Origin of the sequence: Azoarcus taiwanensis (genome assembly GCF_012910885.1) — a bacterium.
Classification (GTDB): domain Bacteria; phylum Pseudomonadota; class Gammaproteobacteria; order Burkholderiales; family Rhodocyclaceae; genus Azoarcus_F; species Azoarcus_F taiwanensis.
In genome coordinates this window covers 1-13,808 of record NZ_WTVM01000103.1, presented here as the reverse complement: position 1 = coordinate 13,808, position 13,808 = coordinate 1, and the positions used below count along the sequence as shown (strand labels likewise).

The window sequence follows — 13,808 nt, the reverse complement described above, 5'->3', positions numbered from 1 at the left end:
GCCTGACCCCTTGGCCTTGCTTGGCTCTTGGCTCATGCTTGGCTCACAGGTTCAGCAGCAACTCGTGCTCCTCCGGCAACGGCAGGAAGCCACGCGTCTCGTAATGACGGAAGATCGCCTCCACGACTTGCTCCGGCTCGTCGATGATCTGGATCAGATCGAGATCCTCGGGATTGATCATGCGCTCAGCCACGAGACGGTCGCGTACCCAGTCGATCAGCCCGTTCCAGAACGCGCCGTGGACGAGGATGACCGGGAACTTGCGGCTTTTCTTGGTCTGTATCAGCGTCAGCGCCTCGAACATTTCGTCGAGCGTGCCGAACCCCCCTGGCATCACGACATAGGCGGCGGCGAGCTTGACGAACATGAACTTGCGCGCGAAGAAGTGACGAAAGGTCTGCGAGATGTCCTGGTAGGGGTTGGCGCCCTGTTCCATCGGCAACTGGATGTTCAGCCCGATCGAAGGGCTCTTGCCAAAGTAGGCGCCCTTGTTGGCCGCCTCCATGATGCCCGGGCCACCGCCCGAGATCACCGAGAAGCCGGCGTCAGAAAGCTGCCGGGCGATACGCTCGGTGAGCATGTAGTACATGTGGTCCGGTGGTGTACGTGCGCTGCCGAAGATCGACACCGCCGGACGGATTGCGTTGAGCCGTTCGGTCGCCTCGACGAACTCTGCCATAATTCCAAAGATTCGCCATGACTCCCGCGCGTTGAATTTGGGCGCATTGCCGCCAGGGATGCTGCGGGGGAGTTTTTCTTTTGCGGTCATGTTCTTCTCGTGATCGACTCTTAGCGTCCGGCCATAAGAATTGGATGGCTCGGGGATGGTTAGGTTTCTCTTCCGCCAAGGTTCGCAATGCCCACGCTCTTGCTCGTAGACGGTTCCAGCTATCTTTATCGCGCTTTTCATGCGCTGCCCGACCTACGCAATTCGGCAGGCGAGCCCACCGGAGCGATCCGGGGCGTGCTCTCGATGCTGCGCAGGCTGGAGACGGAATACACGGCAGAGTATCGCGCCTGTGTGTTCGATGCCAAGGGCAAGACGTTCCGCGACGACTGGTTTCCGGAGTACAAGGCCCACCGCCCGCCGATGCCGGATGACCTGCGGGCGCAGATCGAGCCCCTGCACGAGGCGGTCAAGGCCGAGGGTTGGCCGCTGCTGTCGGTGGAAGGCGTCGAGGCGGACGACGTCATCGGCACGCTGACCCGCCAGGCGCTGGAGGCAGGCTGGGAGGTGGTGATCTCGACCGGCGACAAGGATCTCACCCAGCTCGTGCGCCCCGGTGTGCGCTGGGTCAATACGATGAGCGAGGAGGTGCTCGACGAGGCTGGCGTAACCGAGAAGTTCGGCGTGCCGCCGGAGCTTATCGTCGATTACCTCGCGCTCATCGGTGACACGGTGGACAACGTGCCCGGCGTCGAGAAATGCGGACCCAAGACCGCACTCAAGTGGCTCACCGAATACGGCACCCTGGATGACATCATCGCCAACGCCGACAAGATCGGCGGCAAGGTCGGGGAGAATCTGCGTCGGCACCTGGACTTCCTGCCGATGGGGCGAAAGCTGGTGACGGTGGCCACCGATGTCGAACTGCCGGTGGCGTTGGACGGGCTCGCTGCCCGGGAGGACGACAAGGCCGCGCTGCGCACGCTTTATGAGCGCTTTGAGTTTCGCAGCTGGCTGCGCGATCTGGACGGGCAGGGCGGTACGCGCAAGACTGCGAGCGCGGCAACGCCCGAAATGCCTTCAGACCTCGAGCGCCACTACGAGACTATTCTTGACTGGCCCACTTTTGATGCCTGGCTGGCGAAGATCGAGGCGACAGCAATCACCGCCTTCGACACCGAAACCACCAGCCTCGACCCCATGGCCGCCCGCCTGGTGGGCATGTCCTTCTCGGTCGAGCCGGGCACGGCCGCCTATCTGCCACTCGCGCATCGCGGGCCGGATACGCCATCACAACTGCCGCTGGACGAGGTGCTCGGCAGGCTCAAGCCGTGGCTGGAGTCCGGCGAGCGCGCCAAGGTCGGGCAGAACCTCAAGTACGACGCGCATGTCCTCGCCAACCATGGTATTCGCTTGGGCGGCATCACTGCCGACACCCTGCTCGAGTCCTACGTGCTGGAAAGCGACAAGTCCCACGACATGGATTCGCTCGCCAGCCGTCACCTCAGGCTCAAGACGATTACCTACACAGAGGTCTGCGGCAAGGGCGCCAAGCAGATCGGTTTCGACGAAGTCGCAGTCGACCGCGCTACCGACTATGCGGCGGAGGACGCGGACATCACGCTGCGCCTGCACCGCCTCTTCGACGCACGTCTGCGGAACGAGCCCGCGCTGGCCGAGCTTTATCGCGACATCGAGTTGCCGGTGCTGCAGGTGTTGTTCGACATGGAGCGAACCGGGGTGTTGATCGACCCCTTCCTGCTCGCGAGCCACTCCGAGGAGCTCGGCCGGCGCTTGGTCGAACTCGAGGGCAGAGCGCACGAACTCGCCGGACAGCCCTTCAACCTCGGTTCCCCCAAGCAGCTCGGCGAGATCCTTTTCGACAAGCTCGGTCTGCCGCCGGTCAAGAAGACCGCCACCGGCAAGCCCTCCACCGACGAAGAGGTGCTCACCCAACTCGCCGACGACTATCCGCTGCCCAAGTTGCTGCTGGAGCACCGCAGCCTTGCCAAGCTCAAGAGCACCTACGCCGACAAGCTGCCGCGTATGGTCAATCCGCGCACCGGCCGGGTGCACACCAGCTTCTCGCAGGCGGTCGCGGTCACCGGCCGGCTCGCGAGTTCCGAACCCAATTTGCAGAACATCCCGATCCGCACCGAGGAGGGGCGCCGCATCCGCGCCGCCTTCATCGCGCCCAAGGGCCATGTCATCGTCAGCGCAGACTACTCGCAGATCGAGTTGCGCATCATGGCGCACCTGTCGAAAGACGAGCGCCTGCTCGAGGCCTTCGCCAAGGGGGAGGACGTGCATCGCGCCACCGCGGGCGAAGTCTTCGGTGTGCCACCGACGGAAGTCAGCAGCGAGCAGCGTCGCTACGCCAAGGTGATCAACTTCGGCCTGATCTACGGCATGAGCGCCCACGGCCTGGCGAAAAACCTCGGTATCGAACGGGCCGCCGCCCAAGGCTGGATCGACCGCTACTTCGCCCGCTACCCGGGCGTGGCCCGCTACATGGAAGAGACCAAGGCCGCCGCCCGCGCCCAGGGTTATGTCGAGACCGTGTTCGGCCGTCGCCTCTACTTGCCCGACATCCGCGCCCAACAGGTCGGCCGCCGCCAGGGTGCCGAGCGCGCGGCAATCAACGCGCCGATGCAGGGCACCGCCGCCGACCTCATCAAGAAGGCGATGATCGCCACCCACGCATGGCTTGCGGGTTCCGACCTGCAGTCACGCCTGATTCTGCAGGTGCACGACGAACTCGTGTTGGAAGTCCCAGTGGCCGAACTGGACCAGGTTCGTGACACCCTGCCGCGCCTGATGGGCGAAGTGGCTGAGTTGTCGGTGCCCTTGCTGGTCGAGGTCGGCGCCGGTGCGAACTGGGATGAGGCGCATTAGCCATCGGTCGTTTCGGCAGGCATCCGGCTTTGTGCGGGCACGAGCGTCTCCAGTGCAAAGGCTCAGGCCGCGTGTCACAGTCGGCGTCTGCGCCATAGCTTCGACTGTATAATTCGATATTTACTGAAGCATTCAAGGCGTTCGGCGAAGACTGTCGAGGCGCCGTGTTGAAGAGGTTTTCTCTTGTCTCTGACCGTTCTCGGCCTTTCCGGCGCACTGACCCACGACCCTTCCGCCGCGCTCTACATGGACGGCAAACTGGTTGCAGCGGCTGAGGAAGAGCGATTCGTGCGCGACAAGCACGCCAAGAACCGGATGCCCTACGAGTCAGCCAAGTTCTGCCTCGATTTCGCCAGCATCAAGCCCAAGGACGTCACCGCGGTGGCGATCCCGTTCGCGCCGATCAGCCTGTTCGGCCCGGCCCGTTGGCACTACGCCAAGCGCTACTGGTACGCGCCAGACCGCGGCCTCGACGCCATCCTGATGGGCAACCGCCGTTTTCATCGCTACAAGAAGCGCATCGAATGGTGTCTGCTCCAACTCGGTTTCGACCTCTCGAAAACCGAGATCGTGCCGGTCGAGCACCACCTCACCCATGCCTCCAGCGCCTACCACTGCTCCGGCTTCACCGAGAAGACCGCGATCATGGGGATCGACGGCAAAGGCGAATACGCCACCACCTTCTTCGGCTACGGTGAGAACGGCAGGATCCACAAGATCAAGGAGTTCTACGATCCGGATTCGCTCGGCGGCCTCTACGGCGCGATCACCGAGTATCTCGGCTTCGAGATGCTGGACGGCGAGTACAAGGTCATGGGCATGGCGCCCTATGGCGACCCGACCCGCTACGATTTTTCGCGCCTCGCAAAGTTCGAGAATGGCGAACTGGTCATCAACACCGACTACGCCAACGTGATAGGCCTGCGCCGCTACAAGGAAAAGGGCAAGGGCTTCTACTTCTCGCCCAAGCTCATCGACTGGCTCGGCCCCAAGCGCGAAGGCGACATCGCCGACGACCCCTACATCCACTACGCCGCGAGCATGCAAAAGCTGTTCGAAGACCTCGCGCTGCAGATGATGGACCACTACCTGGGCGACATCCTGCGCGAGACCGGCAAGCTCGCCTTCGCCGGCGGCGGCGCGCTCAACGTCAAGCTCAACCAGAAGATCATCGCCCGCCCCGAGGTCAAGGAGCTCTACGTGCAACCGGCCTCCGGCGACTCCGGCACCGCGCTCGGTGCTGCATCCTACGTGTCGGTGCAACGCGGCGTGCCAGTTGAAAAGATGGAGCACGTCTACCTCGGTCCGCGCTACAGCAACGAAGACGTGATCGCCGCCTGCGCCCGACACCCGGCCAAACCGCAGTGGGAACTCGTCGCCGACGGCGACGCAGAGATCCCGCGCCGCGTCGCGCAAATACTCGCCGACGGCCACCCGGTCGCCTGGTTCCAGGGCCGAATGGAATTCGGCCCCCGAGCCCTCGGCGGCCGATCCATCCTCGGCTGCCCCAGTGCCCCTGGCGTGGCCGACCGCATCAACGAGCAGATCAAGTTCCGCGAGCGCTGGCGTCCCTTCTGCCCCAGCATGCTCGACACCGTCGGCCCGCAAATGCTCGGCACCGACCACCCTGCACCGTTCATGACCTTCACCTTCGAGGTCGCCGAGGGCTGGAAGGAGCGGGTGCCTGAAGTTGTCCACGAAGACGGCACCGCCCGCGCGCAGGTCCTGAAGCGCGACTTCAACCCACGCTACTACGACTTGATGAAGGAACTCGAACGCCTCACCGGCAACGGCGTGGTGCTCAACACCTCTCTCAACCGACGTGGCGAGCCGATGATCTGCTCACCGACCGATGCGTTGAACATGTTCTTCGGGTCGGATTTGCAGGTGTTGGTGATGGAGGATGTAGTGGTGGTGAAAACCCTAATCGGAGAGTGATGGTATGGGATTCAGGAATCATGCAATATTCATGGAGCGGAATAAGGCACTGTTCAAGGGTCCGTTTCTTGAGGTGGGTTCTCGTGATTACGGTTCAACCGAGAAGATTCGTACGAGTTTTCCGGGTGAAACTTACGTAGGCGTTGATATGCAAGCGGGTGAGGGGGTGGATCTTGTCGTTGATCTGACCATGCCATTCAGTGATGTAGATGCATTGTTAGGGGGTAACAGGTTTGGCACGATATTCTGTTTGAGTGTGCTTGAGCACTGCGAACAGCCTTTTCTGGTGGCGGAGAACATTTCCAGGCTACTTGCGCCTCAGGGGGTTCTGTATGTTTCTGTTCCTCATGCATGGAAGTTTCACGGCTATCCGTCCGACTATTGGCGCTTTACTCATGAAGGTGTCAAGAAGCTCTTTCCGCAACTGACTTTTGACATGAATATCGCGCGAGTGTCTACTGATGTTGAAGGCGATCTTCGTCCTGTCAATGAAGACATCTCCAGACTCAGGATCAGTGGAAAGTGGTTCCGGAAACGGGATGAGTGTCTGAAAAGTATCGGGGCCGATGTGCTCGCGATGGCAGGGCGCATAGGGCTCTTCCGCTGGTTGACTCAACATCGTTATCTCGTTCCACCGACCATGATTGAAATGGTGGGTGTGAAGCCCAGGGATTCACAACAGGCTACCCGGTAGTAGTGGAGGGTTTCCTGTTTTGAAGCAATCTATACCTCCTTGGTTGAAAAGGTTGTTGCCCCAGTGGGCGACCGTGACGCTCAGCGTCTTGCTGTCCTGGATTGCGTTGTCGGCAGTCATTACTCCCAACAACGACGGCATGCTTTATATAGAGGCTGCGCGGCTGTATCAGGAAGGCGGGTTTGCTGCGGCTTCAGGTCTGTTCGACTGGAACGGCTTTGCGCGTGGTTTCGTTTCGGCAAACATCGCCTGGACGGCGGCCCTGACCGGTCTGGAGCTTGAGCATGCGGCGTTTCTGCTTTGCCTGCTGTTCATAGCCGGTACTTGCGCGCTGATTGTTTCGTGCTGCGAGGAGTTGTTTCCGGGAACAGCCTGGTGGGCAGTCGTAGCAGTGCTGACCATTCCGTCGCTCAATGGTTATCGGGACTACATTCTGCGCGAGTTTGGTGCCTGGTTTTTCGTGTTTCTTGCGCTCTATCTGCTGCTTGTTTGGATGCGCAAGGGGCAACGCAGACGCATCCTGGTGGCAACTGTGGCGATTGTTCTTGCGGCGATGTATCGACCGGAGAGCTCGATTTTTCTGCTGCTGTTGCCGCTTGCGATGCTGCTCAAGCAGCCAGAGTGGCTATCTGCGTTCCGCAATCCACGCTTTACAGCCGCTGTATTGTTTGTTGCTCTAGTGGGTGCGGCTGTTTTGTGGGGGCTGTCTCACTGGGTAGAGGCTATCGGGCGGTTGACCGAGAGGAGTAATCCGTTTCGTGAGACGTCAGCGCTGACCAGTTCAGTCGAGCTGATGGCAGGTATCCTGCCTAAGTGGTCTGCTGGTGAGGCTGGTCTGATTCTCGTGGTGGGTTTGCTGGCTCTGATTCCAGTCAAGTTGTTGGGCACGCTCGGACTGCTGGTAGTGCCTGTGCTGACGGCGCTGTCGAGAAGGTCAAGTATTCACACTTCCCCGGGCCTGTTCCTGTTTCTGGCGGCCTTCTTGCTTCATCTTGTGCTGCTGGTGTGGTTTGTACTTGAGCGTCAGTTCATGACCTCACGATATGTCACGCTGGCGTCCTTGTTGTTGTTGCCTCTGGCTGCGGTCGGTTTGAAGCAACTGTTTGAGCGCGGGCCTCAGTGGCGTTGGTCGATCGGCGTGCTTGCAGTGCTGCTGATGATCTCCAACGTGGTGTCAACGTCGCCGCCCAAAACGCGTTATCTGGATGCAGCTAATTGGTTGTCCACGCAAGCGCTTGAGCCGCATCGTGTCTCACTCGAAACCCCCGACGTGGCCCACCTTGTTGGCTGGAGCTTTACGCAGGCTGCGCGTGGCATGAACTCCAGAGATGAGGCGCTGGCTGCCCTCAGGGCCGGGCAGTTGGACCTGCTCATGCTGGAGATTCGCACTGATGACAGTCAGATTGAGCAGGCATTGCTGGATGAGGGTTTTGAGCTTGTCGCACGCTTTGGTGATGACCGGCAAAGGACGGTTCTGGCTGTCCGCGACGGGCCGGTAGAATAGTCAGGCGTTTTGCGCTGGCAGCAGGCTGTTGAGGGTATCCGTGAGCTTTGACAGGACCGCGCTCCGTGAGAAGTCCCGGATGACCATGGCGCGCCCGCTGCTGGCGTAGCGCTGCCGCAGGGCCGGGTCGCTCGCGAGCTTTTGTAGGGCTTGAGCCCATTCGGACGGCGAATTGGCAAACTCACCGTTCTCGCCAACCTTCACGATCTCTGCATTGACCCCTGCAGGCGAAGAGACGACAGGGAGATGGGCGGCAAAATACTGCAATACTTTTAGCGCGCACTTGCCTCTGGTCCAGTCGTTGTCGATCATTGGTGCAATGCCGACATGGGCAGTTGCCAGTTCCTGCACCTCGGTGTCGGCTCGCCATGGAATGGCCAGGCAGGGCAACCCGGCATCGGGCAGATCGAAGTCGGCAATGACCTTGAGTCTAAGCTGCGGAATGGCCTGATGTGCCAGCCGTAAGCCGGGTAACGCGGCTTCCAGGTATTTACGGGTGGATGAACTGCCAATCCAGACCACATCAAAGAACTCAGCGGATGGTGTGAACTGGATCTCGTATTCGCCGGCATCCACGCAGGTCGGCAGTACGCTGACCGCTGCGTTGATGGGAAGCGCCGTGTTTGCCAGAAAGCGATTTCCGGCGATGACATGGTCGCATTGCCTGATCATCTGGATGAAGCGGGTCATGCGGGTTGACGACGGGCTGCCGTCGCTGTTGCAGAAAATGGCGTCGTCCAGTTCGAAAACCAGGCGCTTGGCCTGCTTGCGCAGAAGCCACAACAGCGGTAGAGGCAGTGTCTTGCGCAATACGATGACCACATCCGCCTTGCGGGCGTGCCTTAAGGCACGCAGGTAGTTGATGGCTCCACCACTCAAAGGCATGTGTAGAGGGTAATAGCCCGCTTGTCTGAGCGGAGTAAAAAACTGCAACGCACGGTAGCGGGTCGAGGCGGACTCTATGCCTTTGGACAGGTAGAGGATGGTCCGATTCACGGCTTGACAAAAGTGATCTGGAAGGTATCGCCGCGACCACTTCGTTTTGCAATGAAGACGTAGACTTGCGCGAGCAGGCGACGCGCCCAGCGCCGCTTTGACGGCTTGCCGGTGTTATTGGTCACGTAGTCAATGCTGTTGAGAACGATCTTTGGCGATGTCTCAACGACGCGACCAGATTCTTGAAGTCCATGTTGAGCCGCCAGCAGCGCCAGATTGTCAGATGTGAATAGTATCAGGTGGCGCGGAACGTCGTTTGCGTACCAATTTGGACCAAACCAGGCGCGACCCAGAGCGTTGGCGTTTGGGGTTTCCATGACCAGCCGACCTTGCGGTTTGAGGATTCGAGCGAGCTCAGCCATGAAACCCTGGGGTTCGGGTATGTGCTCTACAACGTGGCGAACCGTGATCAGATCAAAGCGGCCATCCTCGAAGTTTGCTGAGGGTAGATCACCATGATGAACGGTCAGATTTTCCTTCTGACAAACCCGCACCCCGCTTTCACTGAATTCGACCCCTTCGACCTGCCATCCGAGTTTGCGCATGGTGAGCAGATAGCGACCATTGCCGCAACCCACATCAAGCAATTTGCCTCCGTTGCCAAACGCAGGGGTGCCGATACGGTGAGATGCGTTCCAGAGCCTCGCGGCCAGGCGCAAGTGTGGCGGCACATCCAGGTGCTTGTATCCACGATATTGTCTCAGCAAGGCTTTGCGAAACCCGCTGAGGTGACGTATCCGGGCGTCTTCCGAGTAGACCCCGTATTCTTCAGGGTAAAAGCTCGCAATCTGCTCCGGGCTCGGCATTGGGTTTTGAAATATGGCGCTGCAGCCATCGCATTTGAAGAAGTCGTAGCGCTGGTGTAGCCCGAACATCAAATCCCTCCCACTGAAGTCGTACCGTGAGCGGTTGCCGCAGATTGGACAGCTTGGTGAGTCGATCATGACTGGAGTTCCGTTGGAGCGGCTTTTGATGGTTCTTGCGGTAGCCCCTTTGGCGTGGTTTTCGTACTGATGTCGTGCATTGCAGGAGTGTACTCGGGCACCCAAGTAATCAGGCCTGCCCGAGTTTCTTCGTCACTTACTGGTATGGTCTGATTTAGCCACAGGGCGAGTTTGTTCAGAAAGTTGTGATCGACCGGGCGAGATTGGGCAATACGCAGTTTTGGATGGGGCGTCTGTCGCGTGCTTTCGCTATCTGCGAGCAATTCTTCGTAGAGCTTTTCACCGGGCCTAAGGCCAGTGAATTCAATGCGGATATCATCCTCGGTGTAACCACATAGCCGGATCATGTTGCGCGCCATGTCGATAATTCTGACAGGTTCCCCCATGTCCAGAACAAAGATTTCGCCGCCTTCGCCCATGGCTGCAGCCTGCAATACCAGCTGAGCGGCCTCGGGGATGGACATGAAATAGCGCGTGATCTCAGGATGAGTCACCGTGAGGGGGCCCCCTCGTGCTATCTGCTCCTGAAACTTCGGAATGACGCTACCATTGCTGCCAAGCACGTTTCCGAAACGCACCATCTCGAACTGGGTCGAGCCCGATTCGCGGTAAAGTGCTTCGCAGACCATCTCGGCCAACCGCTTGGTGGCTCCCATGACGTTGGTCGGGTTGACCGCTTTGTCTGTCGAGATCAGGATGAAACGTTCTGCCCCAAACTCCTGTGCTGCCTGCGCAACGCGAAGGGTGCCCAGCACGTTGTTGCGCACGGCTTGCCAGGCATTGTCCACCTCCATAAGGGGGACGTGCTTGTAGGCAGCCGCATGGAAGATGACTTGCGGGCGGTAGCGCGAGAAGACTTCTTCCAGGCGCCTGTCGTCCTTGACATCACCGGCTAATGGAATAATGCGGGTTTCCGGGCTGTGAGTCGCAAACCATTGCTCAAGGGTGTAAAGGGCAAACTCTCCAAGCTCATACAGGATGATCTGTTCAGGAGAGAAGCGACGCAACTGTCGGCAGAGCTCGCTCCCTATCGAGCCACCGGCTCCGGTGACCAGAACCGTTTTGCTTGCAAGCATCTTTTGTACATGGGGGGTGTCTATCGACACTGGCTCACGACCCAGCAGGTCTTCGATTGCGACCGGGCGCATGGACTGTATGCCGACTCTTCCGGTCATGAGGTCTTCAAGACTGGGGACGGTAAAAACATGGGCCCCCGATGCTGCGGCAAGTGTGGTGGCACGTTGCAGGCTGTCACGTGCGGCAGAGGGCATGGCCAGAATGACGTGATGGGCTTCGAAGGCCTGGAGTATGTCTGGCAGGTCATTGATCGAACCTGCTACCGGGCGTCCGAACATCTCGAGTCCATGCTTGGCCGGGTCGTCGTCCACCAGCGCCACTACGTTCCAGTCGGGGCTGCGGTCGAGCTCACGCAGCAACATGGCGCCGCCTCTGCCCGCTCCGGCAATCACCACAGGTTTACCGCTATGTCGGGATGGGCTGTACAGGCGATGCTCACTCCACATGCGCCATGCCAGTCGCCCTCCGCCCATGATGAGCATGAGCAGCAGGGGAAATAGCAGCATGACTGATCGGGGTGTGCCGGGCTGCACCCTGTAAGTCGCCATGAAGAGCACCATGACAGTGGTGGTGACCAGAACAGCCTTGAGCATCCGTTTTACGTCGGGCAAGCTTGCAAAGGCCAGCATGCTTCGATACAGACCGAAGTGAAGCCCCGCCAGGATATGGGTTAGCAGGAAGAGTCCCAGACCCAGTTGAATCTGCTCCGTGTAGTCAGCAGGCCACTCGAAGTTGAACCGGATGAGGTAGCTTCCGACCCAGGCAATGCAGACGGCGAGCGTGTCGAGCAGAATGGCAAGGGAGAGTTGTAGGCGTGGGTTCATACGCTCGTGCGTTTTTGTCGGCGATTCAACATTTATCTCGTGATATCGCGTACGGCTTCGCAAACCCGGTCGATCTGCGATGTATCCAGATTGGAGCCGGACGGCAGGCAGACTCCAGTGAGAAAGGCGTGGTCGCTAAAGCTGAAGTCGTCATCGTGCGGATAGTATGCGCACCCAGAAAACAGTGGCTGCCTGTGCATGGGATTCCAGACATGTCGGGCTTCAATGTTGTGATGCCCAAGTGCGGCAATGAATTCAGTCGGTGTGATACCAAGAGTGTCCGGGTTCAGGGTGCACACGCTGAGCCAGCGAGTACACATGCCAAAATTCGCCTCGGGCATCCATTCGAGCCCCACAATGTGACCCAGTTCTGCCTGATAAGTGTCAAACACCTTGCGACGAGCCTCAACACGTTGATCCAGCACGCGAAGTTGGCCTCGACCCACCCCGGCCAGGATGTTACTCATCCGGTAGTTGTAGGCCATGTGCTGGTGCAGATACCAAGGAGCCGGTTCGCGTCCCTGTGTGGCGAGATGCCGAGCCCGGGCAATAAGCTCGCCATCATCTGACACCAGCATGCCGCCGCCGGATGTGGTGATGATCTTGTTGCCGTTGAAGGAGTAGATGCCGAACTTTCCGAAGCTGCCACTTGGTTTGCCCTTGTAGGTGGCGCCGAGTGATTCCGCCGCGTCTTCAATGAGCGGGACTTCGTATTTTTTGCAGGCTTCGAGTATGGCGTCCATGTCGGCACTCTGACCGTACAGATTCACCACGATGACTGCACGGGGGAGCTTGCCGTTATGCGCTGCATCGCGCAGAGCTCGCCGCAGCGCAGCCGGAGACATGTTCCAGGAGCCTGGCTCGGAGTCAATGAAGACTGGTGTTGCACGCTGGTAAAGAATAGGGTTGGCTGAGGCCACGAAGGTGAGTGTTGAGCAGAATACGATATCACCGGCTTCGACCCCGATCAGCTCCAGCGCAAGGTGGATTGCGGCGGTGCCGGATGACAGCGCGGCAGCGTGAGCAACGCCGACGTGTGCAGCGAGTTCGCGCTCAAAAGCGTCCACGTTGGGCCCCAGGGGTGCAATCCAGTTAGTGCGAAATGCATCGTCGACAAAATTGCGTTCTTCGTCACCGAGATGTGGTGTCGATAGCAGGATGGGGCTGCACAGGTCTCTGCGCAACAGGAGTCCGCAGGGGCGCCCGCTTGCATCGGTTCTGGGAACGTGGTCGACGCGGTGGCGCTCCATCAACTCAAGCGCGACCTTTTCATCGTCATCAGGTCCAATGGTCTTGGGCGATAAGGGCGGGAGTGACGACAAGGGGGCGTTGAGATCGGTTCCGGCGAGCAGCAGACGGCGGAGATCACCGTCTGTGACAGTACGCAACAACACGCCGTCTTCATCAACCAGCATCAACAGGCCACGGGCGGTCTGGTCAAGGCGGGCCAGGGCATTACGGATGGTTTCGTTCTGCTGGATCAAAAGCTCTTCAACGTTGCTCATCAATATTCCTCGCTGGTACTCCGACCCAGCATTGCTGTTCCAGAACATCTCGTGTCACCACGGCCCCCGAGCCGATGGTAGCGCCATCGGCGATGTTGAGTCCGGACAGAATCACTGCGCCACTGCCAATCAGCACTCCTTCTCCAATTGATACTCCTCCGCCTAGTATCGCACCGGGAGCGATGTGTGACCACGCACCCACGCTGCAGTCGTGGTCCACAACGGCACCATGGTTGATAATGACGCCGACATGAAGATGTGAGCCGGCCGAAATCGTTGCGTTTGCTGCAACGAATACTCCGTCAGATATTACGGCGTAACGCGATACCGAGGCACATGGGTGCAGGATTTGCTCAAGCTTGCCGCGTCCGGCCATCAAGGCGACGCCAATTCGTTTGCGGGTGGGGTTATGGCCTATTGCCACATGAGCACGCAGTTCAGTGCTGTCGTCAGGGATTGCAGGGGACTGCACCGCTACGCCCAGCAGTGTTGCCAGTCGTGGGTTATCGTCGCGTACCGCGATCTGGACGTCGCTGCCAAGCGTCAGTTGCCAGGCTTCGAAAACGACTCGTCCATGACCGCCTGCGCCAATCAGGGTGGCCCGTTTAATAGGCATTCTGTTTGCTCAACAGGTGCGGGCCCAAAGGTAGTTTCGCCAGCAGGTCTGTAATGCGGGAGGCTGCTCTTCCGTCGCCATAAACGTTGCTGCAGGATGATCGACCCCGGTTGCGCGCTTGAGCGATGGCGTGCGTGAGCGATATGGC

The 13,808-nt window shown here is 59.5% G+C and carries 10 protein-coding genes; 4 read left to right on the top strand and 6 right to left on the bottom strand.

Annotated elements, in window-relative coordinates; translation table 11 throughout:
- Nucleotides 1–43 precede the first annotated feature (43 nt).
- Entirely contained in the window at nucleotides 44–769 is a 726-nt protein-coding gene (locus tag GPA21_RS14865; RefSeq protein WP_168988915.1) for an LOG family protein, read from the bottom strand.
- Nucleotides 770–856: 87 nt separating this feature from the next.
- Here GPA21_RS14865 and polA point away from each other — a divergent pair, with 87 nt between their 5' ends.
- The 4 genes from polA to GPA21_RS14845 all read left to right on the top strand — a co-directional run bounded on the left by polA (nucleotide 857) and on the right by GPA21_RS14845 (nucleotide 7,698).
- The gene (gene polA / locus GPA21_RS14860; RefSeq protein WP_168988914.1) at nucleotides 857–3,562 is read left to right on the top strand and encodes a DNA polymerase I; all 2,706 of its coding nucleotides are present in this window, start codon (nucleotides 857–859) and stop codon (nucleotides 3,560–3,562) included.
- A gap of 183 nt (nucleotides 3,563–3,745) precedes the next feature.
- Complete coding sequence (locus GPA21_RS14855) at nucleotides 3,746–5,500, top strand: carbamoyltransferase family protein (protein ID WP_168988913.1); 1,755 nt, start codon at nucleotides 3,746–3,748, stop codon at nucleotides 5,498–5,500.
- A 31-nt stretch (nucleotides 5,501–5,531) separates the two neighbouring features.
- Entirely contained in the window at nucleotides 5,532–6,194 is a 663-nt protein-coding gene (locus GPA21_RS14850; protein ID WP_211163621.1) for a class I SAM-dependent methyltransferase, read from the top strand.
- A 73-nt stretch (nucleotides 6,195–6,267) separates the two neighbouring features.
- On the top strand, nucleotides 6,268–7,698 hold the full coding sequence (locus GPA21_RS14845) for a hypothetical protein (RefSeq protein WP_168988911.1): 1,431 nt from the start codon (nucleotides 6,268–6,270) through the stop codon (nucleotides 7,696–7,698).
- Here GPA21_RS14845 and GPA21_RS21205 read toward each other — a convergent pair whose 3' ends face one another.
- Genes GPA21_RS21205 through GPA21_RS14820 form a run of 5 tightly spaced genes read right to left on the bottom strand, consistent with a single transcriptional unit; the run spans nucleotide 7,699 to nucleotide 13,660 of the window.
- Entirely contained in the window at nucleotides 7,699–8,694 is a 996-nt protein-coding gene (locus GPA21_RS21205) for a glycosyltransferase (RefSeq protein ID WP_168988910.1), read from the bottom strand.
- The gene (locus GPA21_RS14835) at nucleotides 8,691–9,638 is read right to left on the bottom strand and encodes a class I SAM-dependent methyltransferase (protein WP_168988909.1); all 948 of its coding nucleotides are present in this window, start codon (nucleotides 9,636–9,638) and stop codon (nucleotides 8,691–8,693) included. Before GPA21_RS14835 ends, GPA21_RS21205 begins: the two co-directional genes overlap by 4 nt.
- Nucleotides 9,635–11,539 carry a nucleoside-diphosphate sugar epimerase/dehydratase gene (locus tag GPA21_RS14830; RefSeq protein WP_168988908.1) on the bottom strand — a complete coding sequence of 635 codons (1,905 nt, stop codon included), beginning with the start codon at nucleotides 11,537–11,539 and terminating at the stop codon, nucleotides 9,635–9,637. Before GPA21_RS14830 ends, GPA21_RS14835 begins: the two co-directional genes overlap by 4 nt.
- A gap of 32 nt (nucleotides 11,540–11,571) precedes the next feature.
- Complete coding sequence (locus GPA21_RS14825; RefSeq protein ID WP_168988907.1) at nucleotides 11,572–13,044, bottom strand: DegT/DnrJ/EryC1/StrS family aminotransferase; 1,473 nt, start codon at nucleotides 13,042–13,044, stop codon at nucleotides 11,572–11,574.
- Nucleotides 13,031–13,660: a NeuD/PglB/VioB family sugar acetyltransferase gene (locus GPA21_RS14820; protein ID WP_168988906.1), complete on the bottom strand. Its 630-nt coding sequence runs from the start codon at nucleotides 13,658–13,660 to the stop codon at nucleotides 13,031–13,033. Before GPA21_RS14820 ends, GPA21_RS14825 begins: the two co-directional genes overlap by 14 nt.
- Nucleotides 13,661–13,808: the final 148 nt, after the last annotated feature.

Bases quoted from the DNA above. Each gene is read 5' to 3' on its own strand.
- GPA21_RS14865 (WP_168988915.1), bottom strand. From the start codon at position 769: ATGACCGCAAAAGAAAAACTCCCCCGCAGCATCCCTGGCGGCAATGCG.
- polA (WP_168988914.1), top strand. From the start codon at position 857: ATGCCCACGCTCTTGCTCGTAGACGGTTCCAGCTATCTTTATCGCGCT.
- GPA21_RS14850 (WP_211163621.1), top strand. From the start codon at position 5,532: ATGGAGCGGAATAAGGCACTGTTCAAGGGTCCGTTTCTTGAGGTGGGT.
- GPA21_RS14835 (WP_168988909.1), bottom strand. From the start codon at position 9,638: ATGATCGACTCACCAAGCTGTCCAATCTGCGGCAACCGCTCACGGTAC.
- GPA21_RS14830 (WP_168988908.1), bottom strand. From the start codon at position 11,539: ATGAACCCACGCCTACAACTCTCCCTTGCCATTCTGCTCGACACGCTC.
- GPA21_RS14825 (WP_168988907.1), bottom strand. From the start codon at position 13,044: ATGAGCAACGTTGAAGAGCTTTTGATCCAGCAGAACGAAACCATCCGT.
- GPA21_RS14820 (WP_168988906.1), bottom strand. From the start codon at position 13,660: ATGCCTATTAAACGGGCCACCCTGATTGGCGCAGGCGGTCATGGACGA.